The organism is Variovorax sp. ISS6 (genome assembly GCF_056523145.1).
In genome coordinates, this window is the sequence record NZ_JAWRZC010000001.1 from 5,200,314 (window position 1) to 5,224,136 (window position 23,823).

Genomic DNA, 23,823 nt, shown 5'->3' on the forward strand with positions numbered 1-23,823 from the left:
GCCGCGTGACCGTCGAACCCATCGACCGGCGCCCGGCCGAAGCCGCGCCCGCCAGGCACGACGCCCGGCGGGCGTTCCTGTTTTTGACTTCCCTCCCGGGACATTCCTGATGAAAAACAAGTTCCTCGGCCTGGAACGATGGACCACGATGGTGTCCATGGTCCTGGCCTGCGCGATGCTGGTGGTGGCCGCCTCGCTCGGCATGTTCCAGATCGTCACCCGCTTCGTGCTCGAGCAGCCCGCAGAGTGGAGCGAGATCCTGATCCGCGTGAGCCTGATCTGGATGGTCTTCCTCGGCATCCCGATGGCCTTCCGGCAGGGCGCCATGGTCAGCGTCGACGTGCTGTACCGCTGGAGCTCGCCGCGCACGCGCCGCATCCTCGACGCGGTGGTGAGCGTGGCCGCGCTCGCGCTCATGCTGGTCGTGCTGTGGTGGGGCTGGGACTACGCGATCCGCGGCCGCGTGCAGAGCATGGCCGGGCTCGAGAGCCTCTCGATGATCTGGGCCTACATGGCGCTGCCGGTCGGCGCGGTGTTCTCGCTGTTCGGCATCGTGGGCAACTACCTCGATCCCAAGCGCCTCGAACTGGAGACCGCGCAATGACCACGACCATGATCGCGACGATGGTGCTGTGCTTCGCACTGTCGGTATCGGTGGCCGTCTCGATCGGCCTGGCCTCGATCCTGGGCATCCAGGTCACGAACGCCAACATGCTGATCTCCGCCAAGGAGATGTTCAACTCGATCAACAAGTTTCCGCTCGCGGCGATTCCCTTCTTCATCCTGGCCGGCAACCTGATGGAAACGGGCGGCATCTCGCGCCGACTGGTGGAGTTCGCCAAGAGCATCGTGGGCGGCATCCAGGGCGGGCTGCCGATGACCTGCGTGCTGACCTGCATGATCTTCGCGGCGGTCTCGGGCTCCTCGGTGGCCACCACCTTCGCGATCGGCGCCATCCTGATCCCCGCGCTCATCAAGCACGGCTACCCGACCTCCTACGCGGCCGCGCTGCAGGCCACCAGCGCCGAGCTCGGCGTGATCATCCCGCCCTCGATCCCGATGATCCTGTACGGCGTGAGCGCCGAGGTGTCGATCGGCGAGCTGTTCATCGCGGGCTTCGGCCCCGGCATCCTGATCAGCCTCGCGCTCATGCTGTTCGTGTGGGTCTACTGCAAATGGAAGGGCTGGGGCAAGAACGACGGCGAGGGCCGCATGCCCTTCGGCCGCGCGCTGTGGCAGGCCGGCTGGGCACTGCTGATGCCCGTCATCATCCTCGGCGGCATCTACGGCGGCATCTTCACGCCGACCGAGGCCTCGGCGGTGGCGGTCTTCTACGCGCTGATCGTGGGCATGGTGATCTACCGCGAGATCAAGTTCGCCGACCTGTTCGCGATCCTGCGCAAGTCGGTGCTGTCCTCGGCGGTGATCATGTTCATCATCGCCAACGCGGGGCTGTTCGCGTTCCTGATCACGCGCGCGGGCGTGCCCGACGCCATCGGCCACTGGCTGCAGGAAGTGTTGCAGTCGCCCGCGATGTTCCTGCTGGGCGTGAACGCGGCGCTGTTCGTGATCGGCATGTTCATCGAGACCAGCGCGGCGATCATCGTGCTCGCGCCCATCCTCGCGCCGGTGGCGCAGCACTTCGGCATCGACCCGGTGCACTTCGGCCTGATCATGGTGGTGAACCTGGCGCTGGGCATGATCACCCCGCCCTTCGGCGTGAACCTGTTCGCGGCCTGCACGGTGGCGCGCATCTCGCTCGACCGGATCGTGAAGCACCTGGTGCCCTTCGTGCTCGTGATCCTGGCCTGCCTGATGGTGATCACCTACGTGCCCTGGGTCTCGCTCGCGCTGCGCGACCTCGTGTACGCGCGCTGAGCGGGATCGCTCATCCGGCCCCCTCGGCGGGGCCGGGCGCCTGCAGGTACTGGCTCGGCGGCATGCCCAGCGTGCGCCGGAACATCGCGGCGTAGGCGCTCGGACTCTCGTAGCCGTGCGCCAGCGCCACCTCGAGGATCGAGGCCCCGGCCGCCAGCCGCGGCAGGCTGAGCAGCAGCCGCGCCTGCCGGCACCAGGCGCCGAAGTTCATGCCGGTCTCGCGCTGGAACAGCCGCGCCAGCGTGCGCGCATTCATGTGCAGCCGCTTCGCCCAGGCCTCGAGCGTGGCCGGCAGCGCGGGATCGCGCACCAGCTCCTCGCACAGCGCCGAAAGGCGCGCATGGCGCGGCATCGGCACGTGCAGCGAGAGCGCGGGCGCGCGCTCGATCTCGTCGAGGATCAGCTCCATCACGCGCTCGTCGCGCCCGCCGCGCGCGTAGTCCAGCGGCAGCGCGATCGCGCTCACGATGAGCTCGCGCAGCAGCGCGTCGACCGCGATCACGCGGCAGTCGGCGCCCAGGCCGGCGCGCGTGCCGGGCTCGACGAAGACGGTGCGCATGCGCACGTCGCCCGCCATGCGGATGCCGTGGACCATGCCGGGCGGCACCCAGGCGCCGCGCCCCGGCGGCACCACCCAGCTGCCGGCCTCGGCGCGCACGATCATCACGCCCGAGATCGCATGGATCAGCTGGCCGCGCCGGTGGCTGTGCGGCGGGATTTCCGAATCGCCCACGGCATCGGTGGCCAGCACCGCGACGGCACGCGGCGTCGACTCGCCGTGCTCGGGACGCAGGTCGAAGGCGGCGGGCGGCTGCAGCTTGTCCATTTCTCGACGATCCTTGTTCATTCGTAGCGAGATCATCTTCGCATGGCTTCCTAGCATGGCCCGGCCTCGACACGAGGTTCCACCGAAAGGACTGATCGAATGCCATGCAATCCGCCACCCGCCACTCCGGGAGGCCACCGATGAACAAGGGCCGCCTCGGGCTTCTCACCGGCACCCACGCCGTCAACGATCTCTACCAGGGCCTGGTGCCCGCGCTGCTGCCGCTGATGGTGCTGGAGCGCGGCTACAGCTACACGGCCGTGAGCGGGCTGATGCTCGCGGCCACCGGGCTGTCGAGCGTGGTGCAGCCGCTGTTCGGCCTCTATGCCGACCGCCATCCGCGGCCCTGGCTGGTGCCGGTGGGCTTCCTGGTGGCGGCGCTGGGGCTGGTGCTCGCGGGCCTGGGCCCGAACTACCTCTGGACCTGGCTCGCGACCGTGCTGTGCGGCCTCGGCATCGCGGCCTATCACCCGAGCGCCACCGTGGCCGCGCGCGCGGCCGGCGGCGCCTCGCAGAAGGCGATGAGCGTGTTCTCGGTCGGCGGCACCATCGGCGCCTCGTTCGCGCCGGTGCTCGCCACCACCGTGGTCGGCGGCGGCGCGCTGTCGCGCAGCTACCTGCTCGGTCTGCCCGCGCTGGCGATGGGCGCCGTGTGGCTGCTGGCCAACCGCGGCCAGGGCGCGGCGAACGCGGCGCGGGCCGGCACGGCCCGGCGCGCGCAGGCCGCGACGCAGCGCCCACCGAACGACTGGCGCGCCTTCGCGCTGCTGGTGGCCACCATCGTCGGCTGGTCGATCCCCTACGTGACGGTGCTGTCGATGCTCTCGCTGCGCATCACGCGCGACCTGCACGGCTCGGCCTTCCAGGGCGCGGTAGCACTGACCGGCTTCACCGCCGCCGGTGCCGTGGGCACCCTGCTGGGCGGCTGGCTCGGCGACCGCATCGGGCGCATGGGCACGATCCGCGCGGGCTACCTGCTCGCGGTGCCGGCCATGGCCGGGCTGGTGCTCGCATCCTCGCCCGCCTGGGCGCTGGCCTGCACGGCGCTGCTGGGACTGTGCATGTTCCTGCCCTTCGCGGCGCAGGTGACGCTGGCGCAGGACTACCTGCCGCGCAACCCGGCCACGGCCAGCGGCATCACGCTGGGACTCGCGCTCTCGGTGGGCGGCCTGGTGTCGCCGCTGTTCGGCCTGCTGTCCGATGCGCGCGGATTGGGCGTGACCTTGAGCGCGGTGCTGTGCGTGCTGTGCGTGGCGGCGCTGCTGTCGCTGCGCATGCGCAACCGCACGCCCGACGCGGCCGCGATCTCGCCGCGCCCCGCGAGCGCCGCTTGAACCACGGGAACCGGTGAGTGCGCGAGCACCGGTCGTTGCGGCCACCGTACAGACGGGACGATCCGACACATGCGGGCCGGGTTTCACTGCCAGAATCGAAAATCGCCCCGGCGACCGGTTCCGACATCAACACCACCAGGACACGCGCATGAATCGATTCCTCCCCCGTCTCTCCGCAGGTGCCGTGCTCGCGGCGGCAGCGCTGGCCGCGATGGCACCGGCCTTCGCGGCCGATGCGCCCGCGAAAGCGCCCGCACCTGCGGCTGCCGCCTCCGCCGCGGCGCCCGCGGCAGCCCCGGCCGCACCCGCTTCCGCCGCGGCCAGCGCCGCGCCGGCCGAGGTCGAGGCCGCCGTGCTCGCCTGGGCCTCCGCCTGGGCCTCGAAGGACGTGGACAAGTACCTCGCGAGCTACGCGAGCGACTTCCAGCCCGCCAAGGGCGCCAGCCACAAGGCCTGGGAAGAGCAACGCCGCAAGCGCATCGGCAACAAGTCGAGCATCAGCGTGAAGGTCGACAACCTGGTGGTCAGCGTCAACGGCAACACGGCGACCGCGAAGTTCAAGCAGAGCTACGCCGCCGACAAGATCAAGGAGAGCGGCCGCAAGACGCTCGAGCTGCAGCGTGTCGACGGCCGCTGGCTGATCCGCAAGGAAAGCGCGGGCGGCTGAACGCCGCCGCCGTCCCTCACCAGCGGTAGACGGCGCGCGCCTGCAGCGTGCGCCGCTGCCCGAAGGCCTGGCCGAGGTTCGACACGTAGGTGCGGTCGAACAGGTTGGTGGCGTTGAGCGAATAGCTCCAGGGTCCGCGGTCGTGGCGCAGCGCCACGTCGACCAGCGTGTAGGCCGGGTTGTGGAAGGCGTTGTCCGCGCGCGCGGGCACGCGTCCCACGTAGCGCACGCCGGCACCCAGGCTCCAGCCCGCGAGCGCCTCCCCCGCGAAACGGTAGTCCAGCCACAGCGAGGCGCTGTGGCGCGCCGACTGGCGCGGCCGCTTGCCGACCTGCGCGGTGTCGATGCTCTCGAGCACGCGCGCGTCCAGCCAGGTGTAGCTCGCGAGCGCGCGCAGCCGCGCGCCGAGCGCGAGCTGCGCCTCGAACTCGAGGCCGCGCGCACGCACCACCGCCGGCACGATCTCGAGGCCGAGGTAGTTGCGCTGGTCGCCGGTGAAGCTGCTGCGCCGCGTGAGCTCGAAGGCCGAGACCGTGTAGAGCGAGCGCGTACCCGGCGGCTGGTACTTGAGGCCGAGCTCGAACTGCCGGCCCGTGTCGATGCGCAGCGGCGCCGCGTTGAAGTCCGCGCCGAGCACCGGCATGAACGAGCTCGACTGGTTGAGGTAGGGCGACCAGCCGCCGGCACCGCGGTACAGCACGCCGACGTTGTAACTGGTGTGGCTGCGGGTGCTCAACTGCGTGGTGTTGTAGTCGTCGTAGCGGCTGCTGCCGCGGTCGTGGCGCAGCGCGAGGTCGAGCGTCCAGCGCTCGGAGCGCATCTGGTCCTGCACGTAGAAGCCGTTGATGCGCAGGCGCCGGGTCTTCGCGCTGGTGCGCGGCAGGTCCACGGGCGCGCCGTACACCGGCGAGAAGGCATCGATGGACGGCGCCGCGACCGCGCCGAACTCATCGCTGCCGCGGAAGTACTGCTGGTCGGCGCCGAACTGCAGCACATGCGACCAGTCGCCGTGCCGCAGGCGCCCCTCGATGCTGTTGTCGAAGGCGATGGCGCGGCCGCGCGAGCGCGACAGCAGCGTGCTGCGCTCCACCGTGCGCCGGTCGGCCGCGAAGCCGGTGCCGCGCACCTGCGCATAGTCGAGCGCGGAGTGCGACAAGCGGGCCTTCTGGTGGAAGCTCCAGCGTGCGTCGATGCGGTGCTCGAGCAGGTAGGCCAGCGAGGCCGTGTCGCGGTCGTAGCGGTCGATGGCCGGCTCGCCGATCGAGCGGCTCGGCGGGATGCGGCCGTGGGGATTGGGCACGACGAGCGCGTAGTCGGGCCACCAGCTCTTGGGCGTGACGCGGTCGCGCGTGATGTCGGCCAGCAGCGTGAGGCTGGTGTCGGCCGAGGGCTTCCAGCGCAGCGCGGGCGCGAGAAACTGGCGGTCGTCGCGCGAGAAGTCGGTCTGGCCGCCGCTGTCGCGCAGCAGGCCGTTGAGCCGGTAGGTCCAGCGCTCGTCCTCGTCGATCGCGCCGCCGAGGTCGACGCTGCCCTGCCTGCGCGCATGGCTGCCCAGCGTCAGGCCCACCTCGCGCACCGCGTCGGCCGTGGGCCGCTTCGACACCAGGTTGAGCACGCCGCCGGGCGCGCCCTGACCGTAGAGCGCGGAGCCCGGCCCCTTGAGCAGCTCGACGCGCTCCAGCCCCTGCGGCTCGACCTGCCAGCCCGCGTAGTCGCCCGAGGCGAAGAGCCGGAAGCCATCGAGGAGCTCGGCCGGCGAGAAGCCGCGCACCGTGATCGCCGAGGTGCTCGGGTCGTAGCCCGCGACCTCGGTCAGCACGCCCGCCGTGTAGCGCAGCGACTGGCCCACGGTCTGCGCGCCCTGGTCCTCGATCTGCGCGCGCGACACCACGCTGACCGCGCGCGGCGTCTCGGCCAGCGCGGTGTCGATGCGGTTCGCGGTGGCGCTGCGCCGGGCCGCGTAGCCGTTCACCGGGCCCTCCGCGCGCTCCGCTTCGGCCTCGACCGTCACGGGGGCGAGTTGCCCTTCCTGCGCCTGCTGCGCCGGCTGCGGCGTGCCGGGCCGCAGCAGGTAGCCGCCGGCCTCGCTGCGCTGCGCCTGCAGGCCATGCGGCGCGAGCAGCGCGGCCAGCCCCTCGGCGGGCGCGCTCGCCACCGAGCGCGCGGCGCTCGCGCGGCCGCGCACCAGCGCGGGATCGAAGGACAGCGTGATGCCCGCGCGGCGCGCGAAGGCATTGAGCGCGTCCTCGAGCGTGCCGGCCGGCAGCTCGATGCGTTCCCGCGCCATGCCGTCGGCCGGCTGCGCGGCGGCCTGGCCGCACAGCGCGAGCCCGAGGCAGAGCGCCAGCACGCCCTGGCGGGCCGGCAGCCGCCGCGAACGGATCGGCACGCGCATGCTCAGCGCCGCACCACGGTCAATGCATCGCCGGCGCCGCGCTCCACCTTCACGGGCAGGGTGCGCACCAGCGCGTCGAGCGCGCGGCCCACCGGATCGGCGCCGCCGAGCTGGAACACGCCCGACACGCGCAGCGACGCGGCTTCGGCATCGCAGGCCAGCGGCGCCTGGCGGTAGCGCGCGAGCTCGGCCACGAAGGCATCGAGCCGCATCTGCCGCGCGACCAGCGCGCCATCGGTCCAGGCATCGGCCTCGAAGCCGGCCTCGGCGGCGCGCTCGGGCGCCGCGCCGTTCGCGCGCACCACGAAGCGGTCGCCGGCCTGCGCGAGCACGGGTGGCGCGTCGCCCGCGTGGATCGCGACCTGGCCCTCGCTCATCGACAGCCGCGTCTCGCTCCCGGCCTGGCGCACGCCGAAGCGCGTGCCGATGGCCTCGAAGCGGGCCTGCGCCGCATGCACCCAGAAGCTGCGGCGGCCGACCAGCGAGTCGGCGTCGGCGCCGGTGCGCACGAACAGCTCGCCGCGCCGCAGCACGATCAGCCGGCGCAGCGGCGAGAACAGCACCTCGGCCTCGGAACCGGTGTTGAGGCTCAGCTCGGTACCGTCGGCCAGCACGACGCGGCGGCGTTCGCCGATCGCCGTGAGGTACTCGGTGCGCTGCAGCCAGGGCGCCTCGCGCCACAGCCAGGCGCCGAACACGCCGCCGGCCGCGACCAGCCCCAGCAGCCGGATCGCGCGACGCCGGCCGCGGGCCTGCAGGCCGGCGGCCGACTGCAGCGCGCCATGGGCCAGCGAGGCCGTGCCCGACGGCACCTGGCGGAAGGCCTCCTCGACCGACTGCACCTGCCGCCAGGCCTGCTCGTGCAGAGGATCGGCCGCGCGCCAGGCCTCGCAGGCGGCCTGGACCTCGGCGCCGGCGCTGCCCGAGCCCAGGCGCACCGCCCAGGCGATGGCCTCGTCGAGCACCTCGGGTGGAGCGCCGCCCTCCGGCGCCGCGCGGCCGCTCATCGCAGCGACAGGCAGTGGCGGATCGCGGTCGCCATGTATTTCTCGACCGAGCTCAGGCTCACGCCGAGCTGCCGCGCGATCTCGTTGTAGCCCAGGCCCTCGAGCCGCGACAGCAGGAAGGCGCTGCGGGCCTTGGGCGCGAGCCCGTCGAGCATGGCGTCGATGCGCACCAGCGCCTCGACCAGCATCAGTTGCGCCTCGGGCGACGGCGCCTGCGGCTCGGGCAGGTGGGCGATGGCGTCGAGGCAGGCGCGCTCGAGCGTCTTGCGCCGCACGTGGTCGACCGCGAGGCCGTGCGCGATGGTCGTGAGCCAGGCGCGCGGCTCGCGCAGTTCGGCGAGCTCGCGCGGCCGGCCGAGCACGCGCATGAAGGTGTCCTGCGCCAGGTCGGCCGCATCGCAGGCATTGCCGAGCTTGCGGCGCAGCCAGCCCTGCAGCCACGCATGGTGGTCGCCGTAGAGCGTTTCGACGCTGGGGGTGGAGACGAGATCCGTCATGGCTGGCACGGGAAGAAGGCGCCCCGCCGGCCGCGGGGCGCCCGATTATCGGCGAGCCCGCGGCGCGGTCCGGCGCCCGGGGCGGAGGGTGGAGAACGGTGCATCGGTGTCTGTCGCATCCCCCGTTTGACGAACGGCGCCGCAAAACCCGCAATGCCCGATTGCAACAATGTGCTTCAGGAAGGCATGGCTCAGGGCGGCGGGCCGCGCAGCAGCACCTCGTCGAGCCAGTCCGCATGCGCGCGCGTGAAGGCCGGCCGCAGGTGCTGCTCGTCGATGAAGGCCGGGCTGCCGTCCGGCAGGGTGCGATCGCACCGGCCGCCGCGGCACATCCGGCGCGTGACGTCGATGGCCTTGGCGCCGCTGGCCGCCGCGATGCGCAGCAGCTGGTCGTTGAGCGCGGCCTGCGACAGCGGCTGCGGCGTCGTGACCTCGCGCGACACCCGCAACGAACCGAGCCGGCTGCCCTCGAGCATGCGCGCCGGGTCGAACCCACTGCCGCCCGGGTTGTCGAGCAGCAGGTAGACCTTCTTGCCGCGTTGCACCAGCGCTGCCAGCAGGCCCTCGAGCGCGGCCAGCGCGCGCGCCTCCCCTTCCCTGCGCTCGATCGGATAGGCGGCCTCGCCCTCGCGCAGGTCGAAGCCCATCGGCAGGCCCAGGGTCTCGGTGAAGTAGCAGTTCCAGCAGGCGCCGACCAGCACCGTCTCGAACGGTCCCTCGAGCGCCATGCGCAGCCCTTCGTCACGCCGCGCGCCGCACTCGATGCCCTGGCGCGCGAACACGCCGGGGATCGGCGGGCAGGCCAGGAACACCGTGAAGTACGAGCTCGCCATGCGCCCGGGCGCGCGCTGTGCCAGCGCCGCGGCGCGCGGCGCGTACTGCATCACGTGGCTGTCGCCGATCAGCAGCACCTTGTGCGCGCCCTCGCCGATGCGGTAGGTGACGAAGGGTCCGAGTTCGCCGGTGGTCGGTCCGTCGTGGTAGTCGCGGTCGGCCGCCGCATCGGCCATGCGCTGCAGCGCCGGCCCGTGCAGCCGCGCCGGCAGCCCGGCCTGCACCGCGCAACCCGCGAGCGCGACCAGCACCATCCCCGCGCCGAGCCAGCGCACGGTGGCGCCGCCCGTGCGAGCGCGCAGCCGGCGCTCGAGCCAGCCATGGGTCGCGGCGGCCAGCAGCAGGCTCGCGGCCAGCGCCGCCACGCGCACCGAGGCGGCCAGGCCCGTGAGCTCGTGCGGCTCGCGCGGCAGCACGATGCGCAGGAAGCTCAGCACCGGCCAGTGCCAGAGGTACAGCGGATAGCTCAGCAGGCCGATCCACACCAGCACGCGGTTCGACAGCAGGCGCCGGTTCAGCACGCCGCCGCCGCCGGCCGCGATGCAGCAGGCCGCGCCCGCCACCGGCAGCAGCGCCCACCCACCCGGAAAGGCCTTGTCGGCGCGCACCGTTGCCAGGCCGATCGCGATCAGCGCCACGCCCGCCAGCGACAGCAGGTGGGCACGCCAGCCCGCGGGCGGCGCGTGGCCCGGCCGCAGCTGCAGGCAGGCCACGATGCCGCCGGCCGCGAGTTCCCAGGCGCGCGACAGCGGCGAATAGAACGAGGCCCCGCGATGCGAATGGATGCCCAGCACGTTGATCGCGAAGGAGGCGATCGCCACCAGCCACAGCACGCGCAGCAGCGGCCAGCGCCGGCGCCAGCTCAGCGCGATCAGCACCGGCCACAGGATGTAGAACTGCTCCTCGATGCCCAGTGACCACAGGTGCAGCAGCGGCTTGAGCTCGGCCGCGGCGTCGAAGTAGCCGGCCTCGCGCCAGAAGACCAGATTGGCCACGAAGAAGGCGCCGCCGCCCGCCTGCCGCCCGAGCGCCCTGAACTCGTCGTCGAGCAGCACCCACCAGCCGAAGGCCAGCACCGTGGCGAGCACCAGCAGCAGCGCCGGGAAGATGCGCCGCACGCGCCGCGCATAGAAGTCGCGATAACTGAAGCGGCCCTCGGCCTGCGCGCGCAGCAGGATCGAGGTGATCAGGAAGCCCGAGATCACGAAGAAGACATCGACGCCGATGAAGCCGCCGGGCACCGCGCGCGGAAAGGCGTGGAAAAACACCACCGCGAGCACCGCGACGGCGCGCAGGCCGTCGATGTCGGCGCGATAGGCTTCGGCCCGCGCGGCGGTGTTCGCCGCAATGGCCGGCGCGCGCATCGGCAGGTCGCGAAAGGTCGGGCTCGTGCTCATCGGGGTCGGCAACATCCGGTGCAGCCCGCGCCGTCCGGAGCGCGTTCCGGTCTTGTCGCGAGGGCTTGCCGGGTTGCCGAACGGAAGCGCGAAACCCGCAGCGCTCGCACGGGCGATGCTTAAGCCTTTGGTGTTCCGCGCTTCATGAAGATGTCACGCGCATCCGCGATGCTCGGGCTCCATCCCGGACCCGGCGGCACCGCATGTTTCCCACCAAGACCGACAAGGCGCGCGACGAACTCCAGGGCGGACAGCGCACCCTGAGCCAGCGCGAACGGGCCTTGCTGCTGATGGCCGACGGCCGCCGCTCGCTGACCGACTTCAGCCCGCTGTTCGCGAGCCGCGGCGATGCCGAGCAGGCCCTGATGACGCTGGTGGAGCGCGGCTACCTGCACGACCCGCGCACGGTGGCCGTGGTGGAGGCGGTGGAGGCCGCGGCGCCGGAACCGCAGCCCGCGCCGGCCGCCGAACCCATCCACGTCTCGACCGCCGCCGACGCCTTCGACGGCAAGCGCTCGCTGGCCACCACGCGCATGTTCCTGTTCGACATCTGCGAGCGCATGTTCGTGCGCCGCGATCCGCGCTTCGCGCTGCAGATGCGCGACGCGCTGCGCGAGGCGCGCGACCGCGAGGCCATGCTGACCATCGCCGCGCTGATGCTGACCGAGGTCGAGAAGACGGCCGGCGCCGAGCGCGCGGAGTCATTGCGCGAGCGCATCGAGCGGCTGCTGCCGCCGGCCGAAGTGGTTCACTGAGCTCGGGCGCGCCGCCGCGGCGGTGTTGAACGCGCGGCCTTCAAGTCCTTTAATTCGGGCAGCCCCCGCGCGGTTTCGCGCAGCAGCGAGCGCAGCCAGACGATCGCCGGGTCGCGGTCCTGGTGCTTGTGCCACTGCAGCTTCTCGGTGAAGCCCGGGATCTCGATCGGACAGGGCTGCACCTGCAGCGGAAATCGCCGCGCCATCTGGTGCGCGAGCCGCGTCGGCAAGGTGGCGATGCGCGCGCTGCCCAGCAGCAGCTCCGGCACCAGCGTGAAGTTGGGCGCGATCACGTCCTGGCGACGCGTGCGCCGGCCGGTGGAGATGAGCCGCGCGTCGAAGGTCACGCGCCGGCCACCGGCCCATTCGATGCCGACGTGGGCGGACTCGAAGTACTGCTCGGCGCCGAGCCGCTTGCCCTTCACCGGCTGGTCGAGGCACAGCAGGCAGGAGAAGGTGTCCTCGAACAGCGGCTCGGACGGATGCCCGGGCACGATCGCGAAGTCGGGCGAGATCAGCAGCTCGATCTCGCCGCTGTCGAGGTGCTCGCGCATCTGCGGGCTCATGGCACGCAGGTCGAACTGCATCAGCGGCGCGAGCGTCGCGGCGCGCCGCACCACCTCGGACAGCAGCACGCTGATCACGTAGTCCGAGGACTCGATGGTGAAGCGCCGGGTCGAGGTGGCCGGGTCGAAGCCGGGCCGCGCGCGCGTGATGGTCTGCAGCTGCAGCAGCACGTCGCGCACCGGCTTCATCAGCTCGTTGGCGAGCGCGGTCGGCACCTGGGTCTTGCCCACCGGCACCAGCAACTCGTCCTCGAAGTATTCGCGCAGCCGGCTCAGCGACAGGCTGGTCGCCGGCTGGCTCAGGTACAGCCGCTCGGCGGCGCGGCTCACGCTGCGCGTGCTCAGCACGGCATCGAGCACCACCAGCAGGTTGAGGTCGAGCTTGTTGAAGCGCATGGTTTCGTCTCCTTGATTTGCACGGCAAATGCATCGCATTTAAAGAATGAATTTTGCATATGCACCACCGGCTTGGATCATCGCCTCCAACGAGCCATCGCGAGCTCGCGGAACAAGCAACCGGAGACAAGACGAGATGCAAGACCAACGCAAGCGCGCACTCGCGCAGTGGGCCCTGGTGGCCTGCCTGACCCTGCTGAACATGCTGGCCCAGATCGACAAGAACATCCTGGTTCTGATGGTCGGTCCGATCCAGCGCGACTTCGGCGTCAGCGATATCGAGATCAGCTTCCTGATCGGCACCGCCTTCGCGGTCGCCAACATCCTGGTCGGCCTGCCGGCCGGCTGGCTGGCCGACCGCTTCGACCGCCGCCTCGTGATCGCCACCGGCGTGCTGGTCTGGTCGGCGGCGGTGGCGGCCAACGCGGCGGCCACCGCCTTCATCGCGCTGGTGATCGCGCGCGCCGTCGTCGGCGCGGCCGAGGCGCTGACGCCCCCCTCCTCCTATTCGCTGATCCGCGACGGCGTGGACGACCACCGCCGCGCCCGCGCGCTCTCGGTCTACACCATGTCGATGATGCTGGGCACCGGGCTGTCGCTGGTGCTGGGCGGGCCGCTGCTGCACCTGGTGCAGGCCTCGGGCATCCACTCGCTGCCTTTCGTGGGCGAGGTGTCGGCCTGGCAGATGACGCTGTTCATGATCGGCGTGGCCGGCCTGCCGCTGAGCCTGCTGATCTTCTGCTTCAGGGACCCGAGGGCGCAGCACGATGCCGCGGCCCGTCCGCAGCAGAGCCTGCGCGCCGTGCTGCGCTGGCTGGCCGGCCAGCGACGGCTGTTCGTGCCGCTGTTCACCTACGCGGTGGGCAGTTCGATGATCGGCTTCGGCATGGCGGCCTGGGTGCCCACCATGATCGCGCGCCGCTACGGCATGGAGTTGCGCGACATCGGCCTGATGCAGGGCGGCCTGCTGATGACGATGGGCCCGCTCGGTCTGTGGCTGGTCGGCGTGGCGCTGGACCGCGCCACCGGGCTGGCGGCGATCGCGCGCATCGGCGCCGCGGTGGCCGCGGCCGCCACCGTGTTCAGCGTCTCGATGTGCCTGGTCGGCGAGCTCACCGCCTTCTGGGTGCTCGACGCACTGGTGGTGCTGTGCTCGTGGAGCTTCATGGCGGTCGCCTCGACCTTCGTGGCCCGCACCGTGCCGGCCGGAAACATCGGCATGGTGATGGCGATCGTGCTGGTGCTCAACGGACTGATCGCGCAGTCCGGTTCGCCCACGCTGATCGCGCTGGTGGCGCGCCATCTCTACGACGGCCAGGCGCTGGCCCTGCCCTCGGCGATGGCCACGGTGTTCGCGCTGTCGGGCTGCGTCGCGGTCGGCGCGGCGCTGCTGCTCGGCGGCCGGCTCGCGCGGCGCGAGACCTCGGGCGCGTCCTTCGAGCAGCGGGTGCCGTCGTGATCTCGACGCTTGCCGGGCGCCACGCCATGATCCAACGCAACACCCAGGCCCTGCTGCTCGTCCTGTCGGGACTCTCGCTGGCCCAAGGCGCGCAGGCGCAATCGGAGCTCAAGCTGTCGGGCCTGCTCGGCAGCGGCGTGCTCTACACCCGCGACTCGGGCGGCCGCAGCCAGCTGCAGATGACCTCGACGCATGCCGCGCCCTTCCTGGCCCTGACCGGCAGCGAATCGCTGGGCGGCGACCTACGCGCGATCTTCCGCTGGAGCAACTCGGTCTTCGTCGACAGCGGAACGCTCGCGCCGCTCGAGAGCTACATGGGCCTGAGCTCGGGCACCTGGGGCACGCTCACGCTGGGCGCGATGTATGACCTGCTCGCCGACGCGACACCCTTCACCTCGGAGCGCTACACCTCCCTGCTCGCCACCCATCCCGGCAACCTGGACCGCACGGTCGGCAACTCGCTGAGCAACCTGGTCAAGTACAAGTCGCCGGTGTTCGGCGGCTTCCAGTTCGGCGCCATGTACGGCTTCGCGGAGCCGGATTCGACCACCAACGTCGGGCGCGCCGTCGGCGCGGAACTCAGCTATGCCAGCGGGCCGCTGCAGGCGCTCGCGATCTGGGAGTCGGTCCGGGGCATTCCTTATGCGCCCGTCACCCGGCTCGGCGTGCCCGCCCTCTATGGCGTCGACTTCTCCAAGACCCCGGGCAGGACCGTGTCGCAGACGCAGGACACGGCCACGGTCGGGCTGGCCTACACCAACGACGGCTGGCGCTGGATGGGCAACTACAGCCACACGCGCCTGTCGGCGGACGGCCTGTCGCAGACCGAAACGGCGCGGACCCTCGACGTCGGCGCCTACAAGTACCTCACGAACCAGTTGCGCGTCGGCGGCGGCTATTCGCTCACGAAGCTCGCGAGCTACCGCTGGGACCAGGTGCACGGCCACGTCGACTACGCGCTGTCCAAGCGCACCAGCCTGTACCTGCTCGGCGTGCTGCAGAAGGCGGGGCCCGGGCAGAAGGCGGTGCTGCGCAGCCAGGCCGTGGCCGGAGGCCGTCGCCAGTCGGCGTTCGAGGTCGGCATGACGCACGCCTTCTAAAAGGTTTTTTCCAAGGAGATCGAGTGACCGGAGATTCAATGCAGTGGGATGTGATCGTCGTCGGCGGCGGCCCCTCGGGCCTGACCATGGCGGCCGAGCTGGCGGGTTCGGGCGCGCGCACGCTGGTGCTGGAGCGGCGCGTCGAGGGCGTGCAGTCGCGCGCGGGCACGCTGCTGCCGCGCGTGCTCGAGCTGTTCGACGCACGCGGCATCGCCGACCGCTTCATCGAGCGCACGAGGCAGATCCTCGACTACCCCTTCCGCTCGAGCCACATCTGGGCCGGCTTCCAGTCGATCGAGTGGGAGCACCTCGACACCCGCTTCGGCTTCACGCTCGGGCTGCCGCAGAACATGACCGAGGAGATCCTCTGGAGCTGGGCGGCCGACAGCGGCGCCGAGCTTCGCCGCGGCGCCGAGGTGCGCTCGGTGCGGCAGGACACGGAGGGCGTGGAGATCGAGGTGGCCGATCCGTCGGGCGCGGTATCGACACTGCGCGCCAGCTACCTGGTGGGCGCCGACGGCGGCCGCAGCACCGTGCGAACCCAGTGCGGCATGCCCTTCGAGGGCCACTCGGGCACCTTCCGCGGCATCGTGATCGACGCGGAGCTCAGCGCGCCCTGGCCCGGCGGGCGCACCGGCGCCGACAACGAGATGGGCTGGGTGCGCGGCTATGCCTTCGGCGAGGGCATCACGCGCTTCAACATCGTGCACCGCGACCGCCGCCATGCGACCAAGGACGAGCCGGTGACGCTCGAGGAGGCGAAGCAGTGCCTGCGCGACGTGCTCGGCAGCGACTTCGGCATCGAGGGCTTCCGTTGGGCCTCGCGCTTCGACGACCAGATGCGCGCGGTCAGCAGCCTGCGCCAGGGGCGCGTGTTCCTGGTCGGCGAGTCGGCGCGCATCCACTACCCGGCCAGCGGCGTCGGCATGAACTTCTGCCTGCAGGATGCCTTCAACCTGGGCTGGAAGCTCGCGAACGTCGTCACGGGCGTGGCCGACGAGGCCACGCTGGACAGCTACGACACCGAGCGCCTGCCGGTGATGCATGCGCTGCTCGAGAGCGTGAAGGCGCAGTGCGTGCTGCAGTTCAATTTCGAGCCCGACGCAGTGGCGCTCAAGCGCCGGCTGGCCAAACACATCATTCCGCTGCCCGAGGTGCAGCGCCAGCTGGTGCTGGAGCTGTGCGGGCTCGAGCAGCCCTACCCCAGCCGCGCGGGAGAGGCCGACCGCCACCCGCTGGCCGGCCAGCGGCTGCCCGACTTCGACCTCGTCACGCGCGACGGCCGCTCGGTGCGCGTCGCCGAGCTGCTGCGCGAACGGCGCTTTTTGCTGCTCGATCTCGAGGGCAACTCGCGCCAGTTCGAATCGCTGGACCTGAAGGGCCTGCCCGTGACCCTGATGCCGGCCCGCGTGGCGCGCGTGCCGCCCGCCATGCGCGGCGTGCAGGCGATGCTGGTGCGGCCCGATGCCTATGTGGCCTGGGCCGGCGCGGACGTGGCACGCGTCGCCGAGGTCGAGGCCGAACTCTCGCGCTGGATGAGGAGGTGATGCGATGAAGAACGAAGACAGGCCCTTGCTGATCGCGGGTGGCTGGGTGCTGAGCATGGACCCGGCCATCGGCGAGCTGCGCCGCGGTGACGTGCTGATCGAGGGCGAGCGCATCGTCGCGATCGCGCCGAGCATCGATGCTCCCGATGCTGAACGGATCGAGGCCGACCGCATGATCGTGCTGCCCGGCTTCGTCGACACGCATCGCCACACCTGGCAGAGCTGCGTGCGGCATCGCTATGCCGACATCGATTCGCAGGTCTACTTCGCCGAGATGCTGGGCGCCAAGGGCGCGGCCTACCGGCCCGAGGACGTCTATACCGGCACGCTGCTGGGCGCGGTCGCGGCGCTCGACAGCGGCATCACCACCCTGCTCGACTGGTCGCACGTGCAGAACAGCCCCGAGCATTCCGACGCGGCGATCGCGGCGCTGCGCGACGCCGGCATCCGCGGCGTGTTCGCGCACGGCTGGCCGCTGGTCGATGGTGCCTCGTGGATGTTCGACAGCGAGCGCGGCCATCCGCAGGACATCCGGCGGCTGCGCGAACGCTACTTCTCGAGCGACGACCAGCTGCTCACGCTCGCGATGGCCGCGCGCGGCCCCGAGATGGCGCGGCGCGAGACCTGGCTCGGCGACCTGCGGCTGGCGCGCGAACTCGGCATCCGCTCGAGCATCCACATGGGTGCCTACGCACGCAACGCCGCCGCGCGCGGCATCGCGCAGATGCACGAGGCCGGCGTGCTCGGCGACGACCTGACCTTCGTGCACTGCTGCTGCTCGCACCCCGACGAGTTCTCGATGATGGCCGACGCCGGCGTCAGCGCCTCGCTCGGCGTGCACTGCGAACTCAATGCGCAGGGCATGGGCGACATCCCGTTCGACCGGCTGCTGGCCGTGGGCATCCGGCCCAGCCTCAGCGGCGACACCGAGACCAAGTGCGCGGGCGACATGTTCACGCAGATGCGCCACGCGCTGGCCTACTACCGCTCGTGGATGGGCGGCGGCCATTCGAAGACGAAGAACGCCCCGGCGACGCTGGGCCTGCGCGACGTGCTGGGCTTCGCCACCCTGGCTGGCGCGCAGGCGAACGGGCTCGCGCACAAGGTGGGCTCGCTCACGCCGGGCAAGCAGGCCGACGTGGTGCTGATCCGCGCCGACGACCTCAACCTGGCGCCGGTCTCGGACGCGGTCGGCGCGGTGGTGCTGGCGGCGCATCCGGGCAATGTCGACAGCGTGTTCGTCGCGGGGCGGCCGGTGAAGCGCGACGGCCGCCTGCTCGATGTGGACCTCGATCGGCTGCGGCAGCGCGCGGCGGACTCGCAGGCCTACGTGCTGGGGCTTCAATGAACGCGCCGCTCGATCCCCAGCTCGCCGCGATCGTCGCGGCGATGCGCGCGAACAAGGCGCCACCGCCGTTCTCCGGAACGCCCGGCGAGGCGCGCGAACGCATGCGCCGCGCGGTGATGGCGGCGCGCGAGCGCACGACGCTGCCGGTCGTGGCTTCCACCGAGGACCGCGTCGCCGAACACCAGGGCCTGCGCGTGCCGGTGCGGGTCTACCGGCCCGTCTCGACCGAAGCGCCGTTGCCGACCGTGGTGTTCCTGCACGGCGGCGGCTTCGTGCTCGGCAGCGTCGAGCTGATGGACGACATCGCGCGCAAGCTCTGCCGCGACGTCGAAGCCGTGGTGGTCTCGGTGGACTACCGGCTGGCGCCCGAGCACCCGTTCCCGGCCGCGCACGACGATGCGCTGGCCGCGACCCGTTGGGCGCTGGACCATGCGCAAACCCTCGGCGGCGATCCGTCCCTTATCGCCCTGGCCGGCGAGAGCGCGGGCGCCAACCTGGCCGCCTGCACCGCGCTGGCGCTGCGCGGCAACGCGCGGCCGCTGGCGGCCCAGCTGCTGGTGGTGCCGGGCCTGGACATGGCGCGCGACGTGGCCGCGATCGAGGCCCGCGGCATCGACTACCCGATGCTCGCGCCCGCCGACCTGCGCGAGATCGCCCGGCTCAGCATGGGCGCCTCGGCCCACCGCGCCGCCGAGGTGCCGCCCTCCCCGCTGCGCGCGGTGGAGCTCGCGGGCCTGCCGCCGACCCTGATCGCCGTCGCCGGCCACGACCCGCTGCGCGATGAAGGCCTGGCCTACGCGCACCGGCTCGAGGCGGCCGGCGTCCCGACCCGGCTGCTGGCCTTCGACGACATGTTCCACCCGTTCTTCGGCTTCTTCGCCCACTCGGCCGCCGCCGGCCGGGCCCATGACGCCATCTGCCAGGCGCTGTCGGACCGGCTGCGGCGCCGCGGCTGAAGCGGCCCGCAATCCACTACACTCGCCCGGGTCAGGAGAGAGCCCCGCACGGGGCCGCCGAAGGCGCAGGGAACCCCCGAACGCTCAGGCAAAAGGACTGACACAGCGCCGGCCCTCGCGGGACGGCGTTTCCTTGCTGGAGAGAGGCCGGTGCCGCAGGCGCCCGGTCCACCGAAGGAGCAAACCCCGATCGTGGGGCGAATCTCTCAGGTAAAGCGGACAGCAGGGGTGGCCCCATGGCGCGAGCCATGGCATTCGATTGCTGCCCCCAGGAGTGCCCCGTGGCTGCTTCCGCCCCCGAATCCGAACTGCTCAAGACCCCGCTGCACGCATTGCACCTGGAACTCGGCGCCCGCATGGTGCCCTTCGCCGGCTACTCGATGCCGGTCCAGTACCCCGCCGGCCTGATGGCCGAGCACAAACATACGCGCGAGGCCGCGGGCCTGTTCGACATCTCCCACATGGGCCAGCTGCGCCTGTCGGGCCCCGACGCCGCGGCCGCCTTCGAGACCCTGATGCCGGTCGACGTGATCGACCTGCCCGCGGGCAAGCAGCGCTACGGCCTGCTGCTCGACGACCAGGGCGGCATCCTCGACGACCTGATGTTCTTCAACGAAGGCAACGGCTCGCTGTTCGTGATCGTCAACGGCGCCTGCAAGGTGGCCGACATCGCCCACATCCAGCAGAAGATCGGCCAGCGCTGCCAGGTGCAGCCGCTGCCCGATCAGGCGCTGCTCGCGCTGCAGGGACCGCAGGCCGCGGCCACGCTGGCGCGGCTCGCGCCCGGCATCGAGCGCTTCGTGTTCATGACCGGCGGCGCCGTGCAGATCGGCGGCATCGATGCCTTCGTCACGCGCAGCGGCTACACCGGCGAGGACGGCTTCGAGATCTCGGTCGCCGCGAAGGACGCCGACGCGCTGGCCCGGCTGCTGCTGGCCCAGCCCGAGGTCAAGCCCATCGGCCTGGGCGCGCGCAACTCGCTGCGGCTCGAGGCCGGCCTGTGCCTCTACGGCAGCGACATCGACACCAGCACCACGCCGGTCGAGGCCTCGCTCAACTGGGCGATCCAGAAGGTGCGCCGCACGGGCGGCGCGCGCGCGGGCGGCTTCCCCGGCGCCGAGAAGATCCTGGCCCAGCTCACCGCCGCCACCGGCGCGGCCGGCCATCTCGACCACGACACGCTCAAGCGCCGCCGCGTCGGCCTGGTCGCGCTCGAGCGCATCCCGGTGCGCGACGGCACGCCGCTGCAGTCCTTCGAGGGCCAGGACATCGGCCAGGTCACCAGCGGCCTGCTGGGCCCGACGGCCGACCGGCCGGTCGCCATGGGCTACGTGGCCACCGCCTTCGCCGAGCCCGGCACCCGGGTGCAGGCCATCGTGCGCGGCAAGCCGGTGCCGATGGAGGTCTCGACGCTGCCTTTCGTGCCGACCCGCTACTACCGCGGCTAACCTACGCCCCGGCATCGGCCACTTTTTATCCACGAGGAGTTTTTCGACATGAGCATCAAGTACACCAAGGACCACGAATGGGTGCAGGCCGAGGGCGGCAACGCCACGGTCGGCATCACCGTCCATGCGCAGGACGCGCTGGGCGACGTGGTCTTCGTCGACCTGCCCGAGGTCGGCAAGAGCTTCGCCCAGGGCGATGTCGCCGGCGTCGTCGAATCGGTGAAGGCCGCGGCCGACGTGTTCATGCCCGTCTCGGGCGAGATCACCGAAGTCAACGAGGCCCTGCGCGCCGATCCCTCGCTCGCCAACAGCGCGCCGCTGGCCGAAGGCTGGTTCTTCAAGGTCAAGCTGTCCGAACCGGCGCAGCTCGACGCGCTGATGGACGAGACCGCCTACGGCAAGTTCGCCGAGGAATCCTGACCCCCTGAAACCGGATGGCCGGACGCGAAGGCTCGCGTCCGGAAGTCCGCTCCCCCTTCTCTTCCCCCGCCCGCCATGCCCACCCCCGCCGCCCTGCCCACCCTGCAAGAACTCGAGAACGCCGAGGAATTCATCGCCCGCCACATCGGCATCGATGCCGACGACGAGGCACGCATGCTGCCCGTGATCGGGTCGGCCACGCGCGCCGAACTCATCGACGGCATCGTGCCCGCGGCGATCCGGCGCAGCAAGCCGATGCGGCTGCCGGCACCGGCCACCGAGGCCGATGCGCTGGCCGAGCTCAAGGCGATCGCGGCGAAGAACAAGGTGTTCCGCAACTTCATCGGCCAGGGCTACTACGGCACCCACACGCCGGGCGTGATCCTGCGCAACATCCTCGAGAACCCGGCCTGGTACACGGCCTACACGCCCTACCAGGCCGAGATCTCGCAGGGCCGCATGGAGGCGCTGGTCAACTTCCAGACCATGGTGTGCGACCTCACGGGCATGGCGATCGCCAATGCCTCGATGCTCGACGAAGCCACCGCGGCCGCCGAGGCGATGACGCTGGCCAAGCGCAGCGTGAAGAGCAAGAGCAACGTGTTCCTGGTCTCGGGCGACTGCCATCCGCAGACCATCGAGGTGGTGAAGACCCGCGCCGCGCCGCTGGGCATCGAGGTCAAGGTCAGCACCGCTTCCGAAACCCTGCCGCACCTGATGGCCAGCGGCGAATTCTTCGGCGTGCTGGCGCAATACCCGGCCACCACCGGCCACGTGCACGACCTGCGCCCGCTCGCGGGCCATGCGCATCAGTACGGCGCGGCCTTCTGCGTCGCGGCCGACCTGCTGGCGCTGACCCTGCTCGCGCCGCCCGGCGAATGGGATGCCGACATCGTCTGCGGCACCACCCAGCGCTTCGGCATGCCGCTGTGCAACGGCGGCCCGCACGCGGCCTACCTGGCCTGCCGCGACGACTTCAAGCGCTCGCTGCCGGGCCGCCTGGTCGGCGTGAGCGTCGACACCCATGGCCGCCCTGCCTACCGCCTCGCGCTGCAGACGCGCGAGCAGCACATCCGGCGCGAGAAGGCGACCTCGAACATCTGCACCGCGCAGGTGCTGCCCGCCGTGGTCGCGAGCATGTACGCGGTCTACCACGGCCCCGACGGCCTCACGCGCATCGCGCAGCGCGTGGCCGCGCTCACCGCCATCCTCGCGCGCGGCCTGGCCCAGATGGGCCGCGAGCCGGTCAACGAGACCGCCTTCGATTCGCTGACCATCCGCACCGGCGACGACACCGCGAAGATCCTCGAGCGCGCGCAGGCCGCCAACGTGAACCTGCGCCAGCGGCTGCAGCAGCACCTGGGCATCTCGCTCGACGAGACCAGCACGCGCGTCGACGTCGAGACCCTGTGGGCGCTGTTCGTGCCCGCCGGCACGCCGATGCCGCGCTTCGAGGAACTGGCCGCCAACACCGCGCCGCGCATTCCGCAGGAACTGCGCCGCGCGAGCGCCTTCCTGTCGCACCCGGTGTTCAACACCCACAAGAGCGAGACCGCGATGCTGCGCTACATCCGCAGCCTGTCGGACAAGGACCTCGCGCTCGACCGCAGCATGATCCCGCTGGGCAGCTGCACCATGAAGCTCAACGCGACCAGCGAGATGATCCCGATCACCTGGCCCGAGTTCGCGAACATCCATCCCTTCGCGCCGGCCGAGCAGCTGCAGGGCTATGCCCAGCTCGACGCCCAGCTGCGCGCCTGGCTCTGCGAAGCCACCGGCTACGCGGGCATCAGCCTGCAGCCCAATGCCGGCTCGCAGGGCGAGTACGCGGGCCTGCTGGCGATCCGCGCCTTCCACGAGGCCAAGGGCGAGGGCCACCGCAACATCTGCCTGATCCCCTCGTCGGCGCACGGCACCAATCCCGCTAGCGCGCAGATGGTGGGCCTGCAGGTGGTGGTGACGGCCTGCGACGCGCAGGGCAACGTCGACCTCGACGACCTGAAGCGCGCCTGCGAGAAGCACGGCAAGAACCTGGCCGCGGTGATGATCACCTACCCGAGCACGCACGGCGTGTTCGAGACCCGCGTGAAGGAGCTGTGCGAGCTGGTGCATGCGCACGGCGGGCGCGTGTATGTGGACGGCGCCAACATGAACGCGCTGGTGGGCGTGGCCGCGCCGGGCGAGTTCGGCGGCGACGTGAGCCACCTGAACCTGCACAAGACCTTCTGCATCCCGCACGGCGGCGGCGGCCCGGGCGTGGGCCCGGTCTGCGTGGTCGAGGACCTCGTGCCCTACCTGCCGGGCCATGCGACCGCGGGCGTGTCGGGCCATGGCGTGGGTGCCGTGTCCGCGGCGCCGCTGGGCAACGCGGCCGTGCTGCCGATCAGCTGGATGTACTGCCGCATGATGGGCGCGAAGGGCCTGCAGGCCGCGACCGAGACCGCGATCCTCAGCGCCAACTACATCAGCGCGCGGCTCAAGGACCACTACCCCACGCTGTACGCGAGCCCCAACGGCCACGTCGCGCACGAGTGCATCCTCGACCTGCGCCCGCTCAAGGACACCAGCGGCGTCACCGCCGAGGACGTCGCCAAGCGCCTGATCGACTACGGCTTCCATGCTCCCACGCTGAGCTTCCCGGTGCCGGGAACGCTGATGGTGGAACCGACCGAGAGCGAGCCGCTGGCCGAGCTCGACCGCTTCATCGAGGCGATGATCGCCATCCGCGGCGAGATCCGCCGCATCGAGGAAGGCGTCTGGCCGAAGGACGACAACCCGCTCAAGCACGCACCGCACACGGCCGCAAGCCTGCTCGGCAGCGAATGGGGCCATCCCTATGCGCGCGAGCTCGGCGCCTTCCCGCTGGCCGGGCTCAAGGACGCCAAGTACTGGCCGCCGATCGGCCGCGTCGACAACGTCTACGGCGACCGCAACCTGTTCTGCAGCTGCGTGCCCGTGGGCGAGTACCAGGAAACCGAAGCGGCCTGAGCCGC

19 protein-coding genes and 2 riboswitches are annotated in these 23,823 nt (G+C 71.4%); of the genes, 13 read left to right on the top strand and 6 right to left on the bottom strand.

The features are described 5' to 3' along the window. Positions 1–109: 109 nt before the first annotated feature. Complete coding sequence (locus AC1HIL_RS24160) at positions 110–604, top strand: TRAP transporter small permease (RefSeq protein WP_057597665.1); 495 nt, start codon at positions 110–112, stop codon at positions 602–604. Then, a complete protein-coding gene (locus AC1HIL_RS24165; protein ID WP_057597666.1) occupies positions 601–1,878 on the top strand; it encodes a TRAP transporter large permease in 1,278 nt (425 codons plus the stop codon). Before AC1HIL_RS24160 ends, AC1HIL_RS24165 begins: the two co-directional genes overlap by 4 nt. 10 nt (positions 1,879–1,888) lie before the next feature. Here AC1HIL_RS24165 and AC1HIL_RS24170 read toward each other — a convergent pair whose 3' ends face one another. Beyond that, positions 1,889–2,704, bottom strand: coding sequence for an AraC family transcriptional regulator (locus AC1HIL_RS24170; protein ID WP_479670197.1), 816 nt, complete (start codon positions 2,702–2,704; stop codon positions 1,889–1,891). 140 nt (positions 2,705–2,844) lie between these two features. Between AC1HIL_RS24170 and AC1HIL_RS24175 the strand changes: the two genes are divergently transcribed. After that, complete coding sequence (locus AC1HIL_RS24175; RefSeq protein ID WP_479670198.1) at positions 2,845–4,038, top strand: MFS transporter; 1,194 nt, start codon at positions 2,845–2,847, stop codon at positions 4,036–4,038. Positions 4,039–4,186: 148 nt separating this feature from the next. Then, positions 4,187–4,705 (top strand): YybH family protein, encoded by a 519-nt coding sequence (locus AC1HIL_RS24180; protein ID WP_479670199.1) that lies wholly within the window; start codon positions 4,187–4,189, stop codon positions 4,703–4,705. A gap of 16 nt (positions 4,706–4,721) precedes the next feature. On the opposite strand, the gene AC1HIL_RS24185 is transcribed toward AC1HIL_RS24180, so the two are convergent. The 4 genes from AC1HIL_RS24185 to AC1HIL_RS24200 all read right to left on the bottom strand — a co-directional run bounded on the left by AC1HIL_RS24185 (position 4,722) and on the right by AC1HIL_RS24200 (position 10,835). Then, on the bottom strand, positions 4,722–7,100 hold the full coding sequence (locus AC1HIL_RS24185; protein ID WP_479670200.1) for a TonB-dependent siderophore receptor: 2,379 nt from the start codon (positions 7,098–7,100) through the stop codon (positions 4,722–4,724). A gap of 2 nt (positions 7,101–7,102) precedes the next feature. Continuing rightward, complete coding sequence (locus tag AC1HIL_RS24190; protein ID WP_479670201.1) at positions 7,103–8,107, bottom strand: DUF4880 domain-containing protein; 1,005 nt, start codon at positions 8,105–8,107, stop codon at positions 7,103–7,105. Next, on the bottom strand, positions 8,104–8,604 hold the full coding sequence (locus AC1HIL_RS24195; RefSeq protein WP_057597614.1) for a sigma-70 family RNA polymerase sigma factor: 501 nt from the start codon (positions 8,602–8,604) through the stop codon (positions 8,104–8,106). Before AC1HIL_RS24195 ends, AC1HIL_RS24190 begins: the two co-directional genes overlap by 4 nt. 191 nt (positions 8,605–8,795) lie before the next feature. Further along, positions 8,796–10,835, bottom strand: coding sequence for an acyltransferase family protein (locus AC1HIL_RS24200; RefSeq protein ID WP_479670202.1), 2,040 nt, complete (start codon positions 10,833–10,835; stop codon positions 8,796–8,798). A gap of 203 nt (positions 10,836–11,038) precedes the next feature. Between AC1HIL_RS24200 and AC1HIL_RS24205 the strand changes: the two genes are divergently transcribed. Then, positions 11,039–11,590, top strand: a complete 552-nt coding sequence (locus AC1HIL_RS24205; protein ID WP_479670203.1) for a hypothetical protein — start codon at positions 11,039–11,041, stop codon at positions 11,588–11,590. Here the strand turns inward: AC1HIL_RS24205 and AC1HIL_RS24210 are convergent. Beyond that, positions 11,584–12,552, bottom strand: a complete 969-nt coding sequence (locus AC1HIL_RS24210) for a LysR family transcriptional regulator (RefSeq protein ID WP_479670204.1) — start codon at positions 12,550–12,552, stop codon at positions 11,584–11,586. The two genes, AC1HIL_RS24205 and AC1HIL_RS24210, sit on opposite strands and share 7 nt — an antisense overlap. A gap of 136 nt (positions 12,553–12,688) precedes the next feature. Here AC1HIL_RS24210 and AC1HIL_RS24215 point away from each other — a divergent pair, with 136 nt between their 5' ends. The 8 genes from AC1HIL_RS24215 to gcvP all read left to right on the top strand — a co-directional run bounded on the left by AC1HIL_RS24215 (position 12,689) and on the right by gcvP (position 23,818). Continuing rightward, the gene (locus AC1HIL_RS24215; protein ID WP_479670205.1) at positions 12,689–14,011 is read left to right on the top strand and encodes an MFS transporter; all 1,323 of its coding nucleotides are present in this window, start codon (positions 12,689–12,691) and stop codon (positions 14,009–14,011) included. A 26-nt stretch (positions 14,012–14,037) separates the two neighbouring features. Then, positions 14,038–15,111 (top strand): porin, encoded by a 1,074-nt coding sequence (locus AC1HIL_RS24220; RefSeq protein ID WP_479670206.1) that lies wholly within the window; start codon positions 14,038–14,040, stop codon positions 15,109–15,111. A 23-nt stretch (positions 15,112–15,134) separates the two neighbouring features. Then, positions 15,135–16,658, top strand: a complete 1,524-nt coding sequence (locus tag AC1HIL_RS24225; RefSeq protein ID WP_479670207.1) for an FAD-dependent monooxygenase — start codon at positions 15,135–15,137, stop codon at positions 16,656–16,658. 4 nt (positions 16,659–16,662) lie between these two features. Continuing rightward, positions 16,663–18,006 (top strand): amidohydrolase family protein, encoded by a 1,344-nt coding sequence (locus tag AC1HIL_RS24230; RefSeq protein WP_479670208.1) that lies wholly within the window; start codon positions 16,663–16,665, stop codon positions 18,004–18,006. Next, positions 18,003–18,962, top strand: a complete 960-nt coding sequence (locus tag AC1HIL_RS24235; RefSeq protein WP_479670209.1) for an alpha/beta hydrolase — start codon at positions 18,003–18,005, stop codon at positions 18,960–18,962. Before AC1HIL_RS24230 ends, AC1HIL_RS24235 begins: the two co-directional genes overlap by 4 nt. 22 nt (positions 18,963–18,984) lie before the next feature. Then, positions 18,985–19,068, top strand: a riboswitch (glycine riboswitch). Between the two features lie 20 nt (positions 19,069–19,088). After that, a riboswitch (glycine riboswitch) is annotated at positions 19,089–19,195 on the top strand. 15 nt (positions 19,196–19,210) lie between these two features. Continuing rightward, a complete protein-coding gene (gene gcvT, locus AC1HIL_RS24240; RefSeq protein WP_057597618.1) occupies positions 19,211–20,410 on the top strand; it encodes a glycine cleavage system aminomethyltransferase GcvT in 1,200 nt (399 codons plus the stop codon). Between the two features lie 48 nt (positions 20,411–20,458). Then, complete coding sequence (gcvH, locus tag AC1HIL_RS24245; RefSeq protein ID WP_093344930.1) at positions 20,459–20,830, top strand: glycine cleavage system protein GcvH; 372 nt, start codon at positions 20,459–20,461, stop codon at positions 20,828–20,830. Positions 20,831–20,905: 75 nt separating this feature from the next. Continuing rightward, positions 20,906–23,818 (top strand): aminomethyl-transferring glycine dehydrogenase, encoded by a 2,913-nt coding sequence (gene gcvP / locus AC1HIL_RS24250; RefSeq protein ID WP_479670210.1) that lies wholly within the window; start codon positions 20,906–20,908, stop codon positions 23,816–23,818. The last annotated feature ends 5 nt before the right edge of the window (positions 23,819–23,823 follow it).